Below are 15,066 nucleotides of genomic sequence, written 5' to 3' on the forward strand. Positions count from 1 at the left end.
TTATACCGACTCCCTGATATAAACTTTAACTGTACTTACCAAGTTCTGGAAGAAAGGAGGGAACCATGCTCATCATGTTTGGAAAGTAGGTTTAATGTGTCTAATTGTAAAAATTGCTGAGTAAAGGGAGAGAAGGGTGATGGACCGCATGCATAATAATCCAACTTATTCAAAAAACAAACTTTCCAAGTTTATTAGCTCCATTGTTGTATGTTTGCTGCTTGCAATCGATATGGCTGGCGTTGCTGCTGCAAACAATGGGGATCTCGAAAAAGATTTGGCAAGCAAGGCAGCAGCTCAGGAAACGATTGCCCAATGGATTTTCAAAGATAGCGGCAAGAACGGGGTGTTTCCGGCTACCGGAGGGGTAAATCAGGCAGCATCCACCATTCGTAGTGTAGGTTCGAATACGGATGCATACACCTATGAGTCCGGTGAGAACAGCATACGTAATCAGGGCTGGCAGGACGGTGCAGGCACCAAATACTGGCTTGCTACGCTTTCAACCAAAGGCTTCGAGAACATCAACCTCTCTTCACAGCAAACATCCTCAAGCACAGGCCCCAAGGATTTTAAGGCGCAATACAGCACGGATCAGCAGTCATGGATCGATATCACAGGCGGAGGCCTTGTTCTAGCCCAAAATAATTATAATTGTTCCAACAATTCCTGCAAATTAACGAATCTCTCCTTACCTGTAGGTGCGAGCAATCAAGGTAATCTCTATATTCGCTGGCTCGTAAACTCGACAACAAGTGTGAGTGGAGGAAAAGTGTCGAGCTCTGGCTCTAGCAGGATCAAAGATGTCGTCGTTACTGGAAAACGAAGTGGTGATCCCGGTAATTCTCCCACATTGGAGTTAAGCAAAATTCCTGCTTCAGGGGCTAAGGATGTAGCTACTAATGCTGAGATTTCGGTGAGATTCAACAAAGCAATTAAACTCGATAGCGCTTATCAAGCTATAATTACAGAAAACAATGTGCCTCTTGGCACTATTTCGGCCTCGCTACTCGGCCCAGACACGGTGAAAATCAGTCACCCAAGCTTTACTGCCGCTAAAACTTACAAGGTGACTATTCCCAAAGGGCTCGTTAAAGGAGATCAGGATGGCCTGAATCCGGAGAGTGATATTATCTGGAGCTTCAAGACGAAATCTCCGGACACTGGCAATAAAACACCGACGTTGCTGAACATGACTTTTAACGGAGACCCTAAGACAAGTATTGCATTTGACTGGTACACGGCTGAAACAGTTAGAGGTACAGTCGTACAAGTGGTCGAAGCCTCCAAGGTTGGTGGAAATGAGTTTCCGGAACAACTGGCCACTTCTTATGAAGGCAGCTCGACAGTGATAGAGACCTTAATGACAGCAGGAGACAGAAGCACCAAGAAGTATAATAAATTTGCCAGCCACAAGGTTATCGCGAGCGGTCTCAAGCCTGGAACCAAGTATAACTACCGGGCGGGGAACGGTGATGCGGACGGTTGGAGCGAAGGATCATTTACTACCGACAAGATGGATAATCAGGATTTCCATTTCTTCTACGTAACAGATTCGCAAGGCTCAGACAAATCGAATTTCGAATTGTGGCAGGATACCTTCAAGAGAGCCATTGAGAAAACAGTTGATCCCAAGTTTGTTCTTCTAACAGGAGATTTAATAGACGACGGTGATCTGGAACAACAGTGGCAGTGGTTCTTAGGCGTACCGAAGCAGGAATTTGCGAATGTGCCATTTGCACCGGTTCTCGGCAATCACGAGGTAGAAGATTATCCGAATAATAACTTCTATAACCATTTTAATCTGCCAAAAGATGTAGGAACGGGTGCTCACGAGGGGGCAGTGTACTCTTTTGAATATGGCGATGCCCTCTTTATGCAATTCGATTCCCAATATGAAGGGGAGGTAAGTCCTCCCAAAGTGGATGCTCAGTTCACGAAGCAATTGGAGTGGATGCGCAATCAAGTGGCGAAGACTGACAAGAAGTGGAAATTTGTTTCTATGCATAAGGGGGCTTACTCTTCAGGGGATAATGCATCGGCAGAAAGCGATCGGGTTAAATTTTACCGGAAATACTTGATCCCTTTGTTTGATGAACTGGGTGTGGATATGGTATTTGAGGGGCACGATCACATGTATATGAGATCTTACCAAATGCTAAACAACGTTCCGATTAAGAATGTCATTACCGATGAGCAGGGAAATGTGCTGAATCCCAAGGGAAGCGTTTATTTGATGGGCAATTCAGCAGCTTCCAAATTCTATGACTTGAATCCTAACGCAGATACGTTTTTCGCTGCTAAAAATGCTCAACCAGGCAAGAAAATGTTCGTGGATGTTTCACTGACAAGCGATGTGCTCAAGTTTACTTCCTATACAGCAGTTAAAGACAAACCCCTCGCCGTCTATGATGCTTACAGTATTAAACGAACGGATGGCAAACCGGGCAAAGTCGAAAGCCCAAGTGCGGTAAAGCAGTCCTCTAACCGAGCGCTCCTCACGTGGAAAGCACCTGCAAATAGTATTGAGCCAGTAAGAGGCTACCGGATATATGAGAAGAACGATAAAGTGAGCACTAATTGGAGCCTATATGTACCGGCTGTAAACGGACAGACGAGCTATAGCTATACGTTAAATGGGATAGACCCTGCCAAATCCTACAATTTTGTTATTAAGGCAGTAGGAACAAGAAATAATTCACCAGCAGTGGAGGTCGGATTGCAATGACGGGTTTAGCGATGATTACACGAAGCAAAATGATGGCGTTAAGTCTCAGCATTTGTTTGCTACTCAGTTTATTGCCAACTTCAGGCTTCGCCCAGGCAGAGGTTGTGGCAGAAACTGCGGCAGGAGCTGTACCGAATCCATGGAAGCAACAAAATATTGGTTCGCCAGCCATGACGGGCACCGCTACTTACGATCCGGATGCTGACCAATTTACCGCAAGCGGCGCAGGCACGGACATTTGGGGTAAATCGGATCAGTTCAATTATGTGTATCAGCCTTGGACTGGAGACGGCGCCATTATTGCTCTTGTCTCTTCTCAAACAAACTCGAACGATTTCGCCAAAGCGGGCATCATGATAAGGGAAACGCTCAAAGCTGATTCCAAGCATGTCGATTTACTATTGACTCCTACCAACGGATTCACTTTTCAGTACCGGACGGAAACAGGCGGAACTTCCCAAAGCGTGAAAATTGCTTCGACGAGCCCAGCCTGGGTAAAGCTGGAACGCAAAGGCAGCGTTATCAAAGGATATGTATCCAACAACGGTTTGAACTGGGGCGATTTGGGCAACTTGACTTTAAACATGAGTGCCTCGTTGTATGTTGGATTAGCTGTCACCAGCCATGATGCTTCAAAGTTAAGCACGGCCACTTTTGACAAAGTAAAAGTAAACGCAACTGGCGATGTCTTCCCCCCAACCGAACCAACTAACTTGCAGGCAAACCGAGTAACAAATACAACGGCTAACATATCCTGGACCGCATCGCTGGACGATGTTGGCGTGAAGGGTTATGACTTGTTCAAAGACAATGTATTGACACAAGCGAATGTAACGGACACTTCCTATACCTTCACTGGCCTGACGCCGAACACCACTTATAATATTACTGTGAAAGCCAAGGATGCTGTAGGGAATATTTCCAATGCCAGTAAGCCTCTAACGGTGAAAACGACCAATCAAACCGATACAGAGAGCCCGACTGCTCCAACAGATCTTGCAAGCTCAAACAAAACCTCCTCGTCTGTCAATTTGAGCTGGACGGCTTCAACAGACAATGTAAGCGTCTATGAGTACGACATATATACCAATGGCATATTAGCTGGCAGCACGCCTGCTGCATCCTTCAATGTGACAGGTCTCACAGCAAATACCACATATAGTTTCACTGTAAAAGCAAGGGATCTAGCAGGAAATATTTCCGTGGCAAGCAAAGCGTTGTCTGTCAAAACTAACCCTGCCTCTTCCGATCCTTATACGCCAGAAGTTGTCGCAAGCAATCTGGAAACGCCATGGGCTATTGCTTTTGCACCGGATGGACGAATTTTCTTCACGGAACGCAACAGCGGCAGAATTCGCGTTGTTGTGAACGGGCAATTGAAATCAAGCCCAGTCCTTACTTTGGGCTCGCCTTTCTATTACATGCCTAAAAGCGAAGGCGGCTTACTGGGACTGGCGCTCGATCCCGATTTTGCTACTAATCATTACATGTATATCTACCATTCTTACAAAACCTCCGACAATAAAGTAGCTAATCGGGTCGTCCGCCTTATAGAAAATAACAACACTGCTACACTTGACAAGGTTCTTATTACTAATCTTCCAGGTGCGGTCTACCACAACGGCGGACGTTTGAAAATTGGACCAGACAAGAAACTGTATTTCAGTGACGGCAACTACGGTAACAAAGACGACACACTCACTTTCCTTGGAGGAAAAACGTTCCGCCTAAATTTGGATGGTACGATTCCAAGCGACAATCCGTTTGGTGCCTCATCTCCAATCTACAGCAGGGGACACCGGAATCCTCAAGGATTAGCCTGGCAGCCCGGAACGAACCGTCTATTTGAATCAGAGCATGGCGAGGCCTCCCATGATGAGATCAACTTCATTGAGCCTGGCAACAATTATGGTTGGCCTAAATATGAGGGCGATGATCAGAATCACTCAGGCATTACACCTCCGCTTATTTATGCCAATGGCACAACCTGGGCGCCCTCTGGTATCACTTTTGTAACCAAAGGGCCATGGGCAGGCAATCTGCTTGTCGCCAATTTAAAAGGCAAACAGATCATTCGCATGGTGATCGGACAGCAGAATGGCAAACCGACGGTCGACAGCAATAATCTCAATTATTTGTATGTAAATAAATACGGCCGCATCCGCGACATTGTCGAAGCGCCGGACGGTTCGCTTTACTTCGTTACCAGCAACAATGGCGATAAAAACGGTGACGGCACTCCGGATAAACTGATTCGACTGGTACCCAACTTTTAACAGATGAAATAAAACTATGCAGTCAGCGCGTGCCAATGTTCAATCGGCACGCGCTGTTTGCATTTCGCATGCGGCTAGGTCACCCAGTCAATGAACCCAGTTGCAACCCCAAGCCTATTAACGAACTCATTACCCTTTATTCGACCCAAATCGCTTATTCTGAAAATCTAATGAATGCTAGATTCGCTATTTCAAGCAAAAGATCACCACTCGGCCAATAAAGTGGCGGATAGCGCCAACTCCGTTCTTTAAATCTCCAATGTAGCCATTTTCTGCTCTATAAGCATCGTACAGTTCATTAGATAGATGGCCTTTGAGACCAAAAAACGCTGAAGCTAAGAAAGCTGCTGTGGATGTCAAAATAAAGGGGGTACGCTTATGATATAGTGCGCAATCTAGCGAATCCGAGTTCCCTTTGAGCATTGCAATGATAGAGAGCGTTGTGTGAAAAGGAACTATGATCCTCTATATGGCGGAAACTGGGGTAGAAGTAGCATGAAAGGGAACTGAGATCCGCTATTTCAGCGGAATCTACTGATTTCAACCGGGAAATGGTGACATAGCGGATCGTAGTTCCCTTTGAAGCCGAATATAGCGATTTTCAGAATGATAGCGTACTGTAGTTCCCTTTGGATCGCTATCATGACACATTTCGCTAGTATCGCGGATTGACGTTTCCTTATCTCTGAGCAATAGCTGGGCTAAAAGAGCTCATTCTGCCAATAATGAAGCAATGACTCCATGTTGGCAGAACGTTCTAGCATTTTTTACTTACCAGAATAATGGCGAGAGGTAAATCAACGGTAGCACAGTTGCTTTCCGAACGGTTAGAAAACCCGGTTCATTTGCGGGGGGATTACGTCTACGATATCGGCTTGCCGCACAGTCCGCGATGCCTACTTTCAAGCAGGCTTTACAGTAGTAGTTCAAGACGTCGTGGGTGCTGACCATGGATATGGAGTTTGGAGCATTGAAGGATTGGATAGTCTGAAGAGCTGCCGCCGTGGTAGCTCTTGACTCCGCTAACGGGAGGATTGTATTGGTTAAGAAAAGGAATATTTATACTTCTGTAGAATAGGAAGTGTTACTATCTTACAAACGAAAAGAGGCAGGTCATGGAAAAGGACACTTTCGCACAACTCATTGTTTGGCATCAAGAAGATGAACATGAAAAAATAGTTGATAGAATTATGGAAATTCCCCAATCAGACAGAGATTATGATACGGTCAGTTTATTGGCAAGAGCTATGAATAATCTGGAACGTTACGATGAAGCACTTCAGCTGCTTTTGACTATTGCAAAACTAGGTGAGGAAGACCCGCTTTGGCATTTTCGCGTGGGCTACTCCTACTTTTATCTTGAACAATATGAGGAAGCATTAAGAGAATTTGAAATTACAAATAAGCTAGATTCAGAAGATAGAGATACTTTGACATTATTAGATTGGAGCCGACGTAAAGTTGACGCAAGTGAAGTTCCCGTTGAAGCTGCAGCAAATATTGTGTCATTTGAATACTTAAAGGATATGTATAATGATACATATTACCCTAATTTCCTTGTGGATAAAATCAAAGCTGAACTAGTTAAAGTTGTTGAATTTTTGGAACAAGGAAATCAAGATATCGAAGAAATTCAATCTAAGCTTGATTTCGCCATCCATGCAATCAATGATATGGCCGAAGAGTTTGACGAAAATGATAGCGAAATTGAAACAGTTGCGAGAGAATCAATTGCACAAACTGTTGAAGATATTTTAGCCTTTTTTGGTATCGAAATAGATACAGAAGTAGCCATTCGTGAACGTGATTGGTAGTTTGCAAAACAGAGAGTTTTATCTTTCGAAAATTGAAAGTGTTGAATAACACTGAGGAGAGAATAAAAAGATGGATAAGGATCTAATGGAACAGCTCACGCTTTGGCATAACAAGAACCAGTATAAGAAAATCATTAACAAAATCATGGAAATACCCGAGGCCGACAGGGACTATGACTTAGTTTGCCATTTGGCAAGAGCATTGAATAATCAAGAAAATTATGCTGAAGCTATCAAATATTTTTTATCTGTGCAAAAACAAGGCGAGCACGACCCTCTTTGGCATTACCGGTTAGGATATGCTTATTATTACCTTAAACAGTATAAGGAAGCGATCGTTGCTTTTGAACAAGCTGTAGCACTAGACCCTGAAGATGCACATGGCAGGAGGTTTCTAGAAATGAGCCGCAACGCCGCTGGTAGAGCAGGAAATGAAATCATTCCTATAGCTAACGTTGAACACGATGAGGGTTTGTTAGAAGTTAATGAAAAAATAAACCCATTTGGGCTAGTTTCGCATAATAATGGAAGCATATCAGTGATTTTAAGTGTTGGTAAATATAAGCATGATATTTTTCAAACACGAGCCGAAGAAGGATTTGAGGGCAATGGCTATGATTGGGGTTCATTAGCAGCCGTGTTTCTTGAAGAAAAAATGCCACATTTAGTTGACATCGTACGATTTGACCCTGAAGCCGATATGTTCGCTGCTTATTCGGACAATAGAGAAGGAATACTCAGTTTTGCAATCGCCTTTCAGGAAGCATGTGAAGATGACGCACTAATAAAAGACTTATTTTCACGAGCTGAATTAGATTGATTGAGAAAGTGGAGATGAACATGTACATAAGCCAATGGTGGGGAGATCTAATTGGCGGTTCCGATGATTCGCTGGCATTAATAGACTATTTGGAACAATTGGACTCAAAGAATGTGACGCTCAATCAGATTTTAAAGGACTTGGGTTTCGATATTTTGCTTTCTGAGGGAGACTTGCGAAACGGCGGGAATATTGGATTTGATAGGAAAAGCGCTACCGCCATGTTTCGGGTAGAACTTGATATTGCCTGCGGTGTTCTAATCGATCTTTCAGCCATTGTATTGGAGAGTCTTAAATCAGGCTATGTCGATTTGCATGATTTGGATGAGGCTAGGCAGCCGTGCAAACTTTATATCGATGCCTCTGAAGAAAATAGAAACTTGCTTCGGGATGAATTGAATAAGTTTTCCCGTAATCCGCTGTCCTACGATCTAGCCGAGCTTGTTCCGACCGATGATATGAGGGAGCTTGCGGAAAAAGCAAAAATGATCGCAGATGAGCTGTTATAAGTTGGCCCAATAAAACAGGGGTAGTCTAGGACTTTATTGTCTCGTCCATGGCTGCCGCTGTTTCTTTTATTGGGGTCAGTCACATCGAAAATAACCTTGATGGCCTTGACAATTAGGCAGTTATGTTCCTTTTGGCTCGATGGTTGTACATATGACAGTTGATCTACTCTTTACATTTAATGTAATTTATTATACGAAGTCAGAAGTGCATAGCGGTTCGTGATGAGTACCGTTTTTTCGGCTGACAGTGTATAAAATTTCATGTATATTGAGTACAAAGGAAAGTATGCAGGGATATTCTTCAGAACCTAAGGAGAGCTTAAATTGAAATATAGAATAAGAGAGGCTACATCTAAGGATTGTTTAGCATTGAGCCGGTTAATGACACAACTTCTAAATAGAGAAATCACCGAGGATATCATGAAAGACAGAATAGATTTTGTAGCTCAAAGTCCGTTTGATTCTTTATATGTATATGAAGAAGATCAAATAATGGGTACATTAGGATTTAGAATTCGAGAGAATATAGAAGACATAGCAAGATACGGTGAGATTTCAGTAATTGTTGTTGACAATGAAGCAAAAAGAAAAGGAGTAGGTAGAATATTAATGAAATATGCGGAGGACCTGGCATTTCAAAATCAATGTAAGGGCACTTGGTTAGTAACAGGAAATAAAAGAATTAATGAAGCGCATAAATTCTATAAAGAGCTTGGATATGAAGATACTGGAGTGAGATTCGTAAAGAATTTTTGAGTAATCGATGATTACTCAAAAGTATCTCAAAATAAAAGCCAAATTGCATTGCCATGGTAATAGTGAGGAACTTCTTAAACAAAAAGCAGATTTCGTTCGTGACGATTAATTGAAAATATAACCCAAGTCTTGAGAGATCAATAAAGCGGTAGCTTTTACTTGTTCACCGATTTTCATGAACTTGACCGCAGGCAAATCCTTGCTCAGTGCAGTTATGCTCATTGAAGCGATCACTTTCCCTGTGAAATTGCGGATGGGTGCACCAATACAGCGAACCCCTTCTTCGAATTCTTCATCCTCAATAGAGAATCCGTACTCGCGAACAAATTCAACATCCTCCAAAAACTTATCGAGACTTCGTTCATTTTTATCTGAAAGCTGACTCCCCTCTTCAGGAAGCATCTTTTTAATTTCCTCATTAGACATGCCAGAGACAAGGGCTTTGCCTACGCTCGATTGAAACAGGGGCTGGCTTTGTCCAATGGATGTAGCAAAACGAACGAAACCATTGCCCTCGACTTTATCGCAATAGATCGGGTTGTTATTAATCAATACTGCCAAATGGGAAGTATAGGGTGTTTCGTGTACTAAACGTTCCAAATGAGGCCGGGCGATCTGGACCATATCCATGGAATTCAAGTAGCTATTTCCCCAACGCAGCACACCGTGGGCAAGACGATATTTGCCGTTGGGCGTTTTGCAAATGATATCAAATTGTTCCAACGTATTCAGAATGACGAATGTAGTGGTTTTAGGAAGATTTAACCTAGAGTGCAGATCACCAATGGACAGCTCTTCGTTAGCAAGACTATTCAGAATCTGAATTGATTTTTCCAAAGCGGGTACAGTGTATTCTTTGGTTCCTTTTGCCATGGGATACCTCCTAAAGTAATAGTGGTTAGTAAAAATAGCATTCAGTATGTTGAACTATGACTTTTACTTTACAATTATAGTGGTTTGTCTGTCAAGAATAACGACCGTTGACGGATAAGGTAAAGATTCATATAATACAGGTAAAGTTTTTATAATTACAATTCAACATATTGAACTATTTGATGTAAAATGAGTTTGCAGGATGATTTCAGCATGAGGATCTATTAAACAATGCCAAAAAAGAAGAAGCTCAGTTGCAGGAAGGAATGATTATCTTGAGGTTAAGCAACAAGCGCACGTTAATTACTGGTGGAGCAAGGGGTATCGGAAAGGGAATTGTTGAACGGTTTTTACGTGAGGGTGCTAAAGTATTCATTCTGGATATCAAGGAAACGGAACTAAGCATGCTGAAAGCGGAAATTGTAGCGTATGCCGATAGTTTTGATTACGCTGTCATTGACTTGAATGATCTGTCTGCTATTCCAGCAGTAGTAGAACAAGCCATCTCCCGCTGGAACGGCATAGATATCCTAATTAATAATGCTGGCATGGCCGTTCGGGAGTCCTTCCTCGACATCCCGCTCAACCGATGGAACCAAATTATGAATGTAAATTTGAATTCGATGTTCTTGATTAGCCAGCTTGTAGCCAAACAAATGGTCGAACAAGGTAGTGGCGGGAGCATTGTTAACATGACCTCTAAGAATGGGTTAAAAGGTAGTGGTCAATTAGCGCATTACAATACTTCAAAAGGGGGAGTCGTACTATTGACGGAATCAATGGCTGTGGAGCTTGCAGCATATGGGATTCGCGTTAATGCGGTAGCACCAGGGAATATTGGTACTCCGTTGGACGATGAACTGAAGAAGGAAAACCGCGACCTCGATGAGGTTTCAGCTAAAAACCCGATGAAACGAAAGGGAACAATCGCAGAAATTGCTAACGCTTTTTTGTTCCTGGCTTCTGAGGAAGCTGCGTTTGTCAATGGGAGCACTGTAGTTGTGGATGGGGGGCATCTGGCGAATGCAAGCGAATTATAAATTACGCAGTAGTGAATGGTTCAATAATGAAAATGCGGAATTAACTTTTCAACATCGATCTGCCATGAGGGCAATGGGACATAATCCTGATTCTTTTGTTGGGAAGCCAATTATTGGAATTTTCAATGCGTGGAATGATTTTAATAGTTGCAATTATCCTCATAAAGAGCTGGTAGAGTACGTGAAGCGGGGAGTACTTCTTGCTGGAGGTTATCCAATTGAGATGCATACGATTTCCACTCCGGCAGATTTCATGAAACCATCCGATCTGTTATATCGCAATTTGTTGTCTATGGACATAGAAGAAAGCATCCGCTCTCAGCCTATAGATGGAGTGGTGCTGCTATGTGAATGTGACAAGACAGTTCCTGCTCAATTAATGGGGGCGGCAAGTTGTGATTTGCCTACTCTTCAATTGGCAGCAGGGCATCGTTCCTCAGGCAGCTTCCAGGGGAAAAAGGTCAATTACGGAACCGACTTATGGAAATATTCCGACGATTATAAAGCAGGGCTGTTCTCCGAGAAGGATTGGAATGAATTGGAGAAATCGATTTCATGCAGTTTAGGCGGCTGTCCTGTGATGGGTACCGCTTCAACAATGAAGAGCCTGTCGGAAATGCTTGGCATGATGCTTCCAGGTACATCGAGCATCCCAGCCACACATGCCCATCGCAAAGTAACGGCAGAATCTACAGGTATTCGAATCGTAGAAATGGTGCGAGAGCAGCTCACGCCATCTAAATTGATGACTATGGAGGCTTTCAGCAATGCAATAAAGCTAGCAGCTGCTATCGGCGGTTCAACGAATGCAACGATTCATTTGACTGCTATTGCAGGCAGACTGGGCATTCGCATCCCGATCGAAACCTATGCTGAGCTAACGGCTGATATTCCACTGATCGTTAATTTACAGCCGAGCGGCATGCACAGTATGGATGATTTTTTTAATGCGGGAGGCTTGCGGCGTGTGGTGCAGAAATTGCTGCCGCTGCTGAATACAGATTGCTTGGGATGTACAGGGGAAACAATAGAGCAGATTTATGGACGTGAAATGTGGGAAAATGAAGAGAGCTCGGAAGTAATTTCTTCTATTGCAGAGCCATTTAAAGCTAAATCCGGATTTGCCATCCTCAAAGGAAATATTTCACCTCACGGAGCGGTGATCAAAAAATCAGCCGTTTCACCAGAGCTATTTCAACATCGCGGTCAAGCTGTGGTTTTCGAGAATTATCTGGATATGCTAGCGCGAATTGACAGTGATGATTTAGAGGTTGACGCTAGCAGCGTGCTTGTTCTAAAGCACTGCGGCCCTGTGGCAATGGGCATGCCGGAATGGGGTTCAATTCCAATTCCTGCGAAGCTGCTTAAGCTTGGAATTCGCGATATGGTTCGAATCAGCGATGGCCGAATGAGTGGGACTAGTTATGGGGCTGTAATTTTGCATGTCTCGCCTGAATCAGCCATTGGCGGACCGCTTGCGATTATCCAAAATGGCGACTGGATTGAGCTGGATATAGAGGCATCATCCTTAAATCTGATGCTTTCGGAAGAAGAAATTGCAGCTAGGCTAGCTGAATGGATAGCTCCTGAACCGCAGCATACCCGCGGTTACCCGCGGTTGTTTGCAGACCATGCGCTCCAAGCCCACGAAGGCTGCGATTTGGACATTCTGCGACCGAAAAATAAGCAGGAAGCCGTATTCGTGCCCCCGATTGTTGGCCGGGGCTGATATGGCTTTCCAATCTTAATGAAAGCAGGCGACCCCATTCATGATGAATGCCTTAGAAAATGTGAATATCAATCGTGTAATTTCCGATACCTTAGATCTGGTCCATATTCCTAGCGCAACTGGAAATACGCTGGATGCAGCGGCCAGATATGAGCAGATGCTTCGCGAAGTGGGCTGTACGGTAGAGCGCTACGAATTTATTCCGAATAATCCTACGCTTGTCGCCGTCTATGGGGAAGACTGCGGAGGGAAATCAATCCTTTTCAACGGGCATATGGATGTAGTTCCTCTTGCTCATGATACAGCGGAAGTAAAAGATGGGCGGATTTATGGCAGAGGTGCTTGCGATATGAAAGGCTCACTCGCCTGTATTCTGGAGGTCGTGCGAATTTTACACGAGACGAATACCGTGCTGCCGGGCAAATTAATCATCGTCGCCAACAGCTTGCACGAAAGTCCGGGGGGCAGAGGCGAGGATTTGTACGCCTTGACCTCACAAATCCCGCTGAAAGCTGATCTCGCAGTTGTTATGGAGGGAGCATCTGTAGATTGTACGATAGCTCAGCTTGGATCGGCAACCTTCGAAATTACAGTTGAACGTGAGGGAGACACATGCCATCAGCTATATGCGGCACCAAACACGCCACATCCGATCACTATTGCCGCTGAAGTCGTGCGATTATTAGATCAATGGAATATAGAGCTGGAAAAAGAATGGATAGAGGATATCGGATATGCTTCATTTTTTGTCGGTTCGCTTCACAGTGGTCAATTCTATAACCAGCTGCCAAATCAGGCGGTCCTGGTTGGTGTTAGAAGATATGATCCGCATCATACATTCGAGAATGTGGAACAAACATTAAAGCTCAGACTGGATGAGCTTGCTGAGCAGCATGGTGTTCAAATCCATCTCGATATGTTAAAAGTAAGAGACGGCTATCGTATTGATAAACACAGCTCAGCAGTTGCTGCGCTGCAGCGAGCTGTTAGCCAAGTGAGAAAAATTAATCTTCCCTTAGTCGGGAAAAAGGTTGTTACGGATGCCGGTATTTTGGCAAATGCTTTGGGAGTTCCGGTGTTATGCTGTGGACCCGATCAACATACCGCACATGGAGATGTGGAGTATGTCGAAATTAATGAGCTAGAAATAACGGTCAAAGTGTATCTGAAGCTGATCGAAGAATTTATGCTGAATGAAGCAACATGAAAATGGGATCATTGAAATCCTAGATATATCAGGGAGATGAAATCTTGAAAGCTTTTATTTTTGATATGGATGGTGTCATTATTGATAGTGAACCAATGCACTTTGATATTGATGTTAAGACAATGAATTTTTTTGGGGTTACTATTTCCCCTCAGGAACTAGAAGAATTCGTTGGAATGACCAATCCAGAAATGTGGAAGATTTTAAAACAAAAATTCAATCTCTCAAATTCAGTATCCGATATCATCGAATATCAACTTTCTTCAAAGATTGAATGGATAAGAACAACTGAAATCAGTCCAATTAACGGTATATATGAATTAATCCTCGAACTTAAAAAGCACAATATAGTATTAGGAATAGCGTCTTCTTCTCCGATCAAATTTATAAACGAAGTCTTATTAAAGTTTAAAATACGGGATTATTTTGATTGCATAGTTAGTGGAGAAGAAGTAGCAAAAGGCAAGCCAGAGCCGGATGTCTATTTAGAAGCTGCTAGACTTTTGGGAGTCGATCCGTCTGACTGTATGGTTCTTGAAGATTCTAGAAATGGAATTCAATCCGCAAAATCTGCAGGAATGACATGTATTGGATTTATAAACAAAAACTCAGGGAATCAAGATTTATCAAGGGCAGACATTATTGTTAACTCAATTAAAGATATTAAAGTAACCGATCTTTAGAAGGAGCAACTGAAGAGGTCCAATTACGACAGATAACACCATATTCATGCTTCGGGCCATTCGGCCATCGGAGTTTAGTAATGGATGTTGTTAGCGCAACAAAAAGTGATTGCTCATTTGAGTAACTATAGTTGAGGAGCTTGCTTTGCAAGTTCCTTTTTTTTGTTCATTTAATACTCCCGGGTGTTTGTGTTAATGAACTCTCGACAATCAGAGAGGGATTAAAGAACAATACTACGAATAAATACATCAGAGTCTATTTTGAAATGAGTGATGGTTTTTGGAGGAAAGTAAACGGAAGGCTTATTTAGCTCTTAATTATCAAGCGCTATTGGATATTAAAAACAGTGGCGAATTCAATGCAAGTAACTATAATCGAGTATTTCGAATAGCACATGCTTTTCACAATCTTGCTTTGTCCATTACGGAGGATTTTGAAGGATTTAATGAGGAAAACTTCTGGAGTAGTGTAAATGGACTTGAAAAAGAATTTGGATTAATTCATTATAGAGAATTGTTTGAAAACATAGTAAACCAGGCTGAATTTTAAGTTAACGGAAACTTTAGCAAATCATCTAAATCTTAAGATTTAGAGAGTATTTAAGCGGAAAATGATTCCTCATTGGGGGAG

At 42.9% G+C, this 15,066-nt stretch carries 12 protein-coding genes and 1 pseudogene; 12 read left to right on the top strand and 1 reads right to left on the bottom strand.

Going from position 1 to position 15,066, the window contains the following annotated elements; translation table 11 throughout:
- Positions 1–139: 139 nt before the first annotated feature.
- The 7 genes and pseudogenes from LOZ80_RS11860 to LOZ80_RS11890 all read left to right on the top strand — a co-directional run bounded on the left by LOZ80_RS11860 (position 140) and on the right by LOZ80_RS11890 (position 8,903).
- Complete coding sequence (locus LOZ80_RS11860) at positions 140–2,728, top strand: metallophosphoesterase (RefSeq protein WP_238171631.1); 2,589 nt, start codon at positions 140–142, stop codon at positions 2,726–2,728.
- Positions 2,725–5,004 carry a PQQ-dependent sugar dehydrogenase gene (locus LOZ80_RS11865; RefSeq protein ID WP_238171632.1) on the top strand — a complete coding sequence of 760 codons (2,280 nt, stop codon included), beginning with the start codon at positions 2,725–2,727 and terminating at the stop codon, positions 5,002–5,004. The genes LOZ80_RS11860 and LOZ80_RS11865 overlap by 4 nt, the downstream gene beginning before the upstream one ends.
- A 782-nt stretch (positions 5,005–5,786) precedes the next feature.
- Positions 5,787–5,943 (top strand): annotated as a pseudogene (locus tag LOZ80_RS11870) (phosphotransferase); the annotation flags it as partial.
- A 176-nt stretch (positions 5,944–6,119) separates the two neighbouring features.
- The gene (locus LOZ80_RS39475; RefSeq protein WP_443147021.1) at positions 6,120–6,818 is read left to right on the top strand and encodes a DUF5713 family protein; all 699 of its coding nucleotides are present in this window, start codon (positions 6,120–6,122) and stop codon (positions 6,816–6,818) included.
- Positions 6,819–6,888: 70 nt separating this feature from the next.
- Entirely contained in the window at positions 6,889–7,638 is a 750-nt protein-coding gene (locus tag LOZ80_RS11880; protein WP_238171633.1) for an Imm51 family immunity protein, read from the top strand.
- A gap of 20 nt (positions 7,639–7,658) precedes the next feature.
- Positions 7,659–8,147: an imm68 putative immunity domain-containing protein gene (locus LOZ80_RS11885; protein WP_238171634.1), complete on the top strand. Its 489-nt coding sequence runs from the start codon at positions 7,659–7,661 to the stop codon at positions 8,145–8,147.
- 324 nt (positions 8,148–8,471) lie between these two features.
- The gene (locus LOZ80_RS11890) at positions 8,472–8,903 is read left to right on the top strand and encodes a GNAT family N-acetyltransferase (protein ID WP_283214754.1); all 432 of its coding nucleotides are present in this window, start codon (positions 8,472–8,474) and stop codon (positions 8,901–8,903) included.
- Between the two features lie 105 nt (positions 8,904–9,008).
- Here the strand turns inward: LOZ80_RS11890 and LOZ80_RS11895 are convergent, their stop codons facing one another.
- Complete coding sequence (locus tag LOZ80_RS11895; RefSeq protein WP_238171635.1) at positions 9,009–9,776, bottom strand: IclR family transcriptional regulator; 768 nt, start codon at positions 9,774–9,776, stop codon at positions 9,009–9,011.
- Positions 9,777–10,051: 275 nt separating this feature from the next.
- Here LOZ80_RS11895 and LOZ80_RS11900 point away from each other — a divergent pair, with 275 nt between their 5' ends.
- The 5 genes from LOZ80_RS11900 (at position 10,052) to LOZ80_RS11920 (ending at position 14,985) form a co-directional block, all read left to right on the top strand.
- Entirely contained in the window at positions 10,052–10,816 is a 765-nt protein-coding gene (locus LOZ80_RS11900; protein WP_238171636.1) for an SDR family NAD(P)-dependent oxidoreductase, read from the top strand.
- Positions 10,800–12,545 carry a dihydroxy-acid dehydratase gene (locus LOZ80_RS11905; protein ID WP_238171637.1) on the top strand — a complete coding sequence of 582 codons (1,746 nt, stop codon included), beginning with the start codon at positions 10,800–10,802 and terminating at the stop codon, positions 12,543–12,545. The genes LOZ80_RS11900 and LOZ80_RS11905 overlap by 17 nt, the downstream gene beginning before the upstream one ends.
- Before the next feature lie 40 nt (positions 12,546–12,585).
- Positions 12,586–13,752 carry a M20 family metallopeptidase gene (locus tag LOZ80_RS11910; protein ID WP_238171638.1) on the top strand — a complete coding sequence of 389 codons (1,167 nt, stop codon included), beginning with the start codon at positions 12,586–12,588 and terminating at the stop codon, positions 13,750–13,752.
- Between the two features lie 44 nt (positions 13,753–13,796).
- The gene (locus tag LOZ80_RS11915; RefSeq protein ID WP_238171639.1) at positions 13,797–14,435 is read left to right on the top strand and encodes an HAD family hydrolase; all 639 of its coding nucleotides are present in this window, start codon (positions 13,797–13,799) and stop codon (positions 14,433–14,435) included.
- Positions 14,436–14,715: 280 nt separating this feature from the next.
- Positions 14,716–14,985: a hypothetical protein gene (locus LOZ80_RS11920; RefSeq protein WP_238171640.1), complete on the top strand. Its 270-nt coding sequence runs from the start codon at positions 14,716–14,718 to the stop codon at positions 14,983–14,985.
- Positions 14,986–15,066: the final 81 nt, after the last annotated feature.

Origin of the sequence: Paenibacillus sp. HWE-109, from assembly GCF_022163125.1 — a bacterium.
Lineage (GTDB): Bacteria > Bacillota > Bacilli > Paenibacillales > NBRC-103111 > Paenibacillus_E.

Bases quoted from the DNA above. Each gene is read 5' to 3' on its own strand.
- LOZ80_RS11910 (WP_238171638.1), top strand. From the start codon at position 12,586: ATGATGAATGCCTTAGAAAATGTGAATATCAATCGTGTAATTTCCGAT.
- LOZ80_RS11895 (WP_238171635.1), bottom strand. From the start codon at position 9,776: ATGGCAAAAGGAACCAAAGAATACACTGTACCCGCTTTGGAAAAATCA.
- LOZ80_RS11880 (WP_238171633.1), top strand. From the start codon at position 6,889: ATGGATAAGGATCTAATGGAACAGCTCACGCTTTGGCATAACAAGAAC.
- LOZ80_RS11865 (WP_238171632.1), top strand. From the start codon at position 2,725: ATGACGGGTTTAGCGATGATTACACGAAGCAAAATGATGGCGTTAAGT.
- LOZ80_RS11885 (WP_238171634.1), top strand. From the start codon at position 7,659: ATGTACATAAGCCAATGGTGGGGAGATCTAATTGGCGGTTCCGATGAT.
- LOZ80_RS39475 (WP_443147021.1), top strand. From the start codon at position 6,120: ATGGAAAAGGACACTTTCGCACAACTCATTGTTTGGCATCAAGAAGAT.
- LOZ80_RS11860 (WP_238171631.1), top strand. From the start codon at position 140: ATGGACCGCATGCATAATAATCCAACTTATTCAAAAAACAAACTTTCC.
- LOZ80_RS11905 (WP_238171637.1), top strand. From the start codon at position 10,800: ATGCAAGCGAATTATAAATTACGCAGTAGTGAATGGTTCAATAATGAA.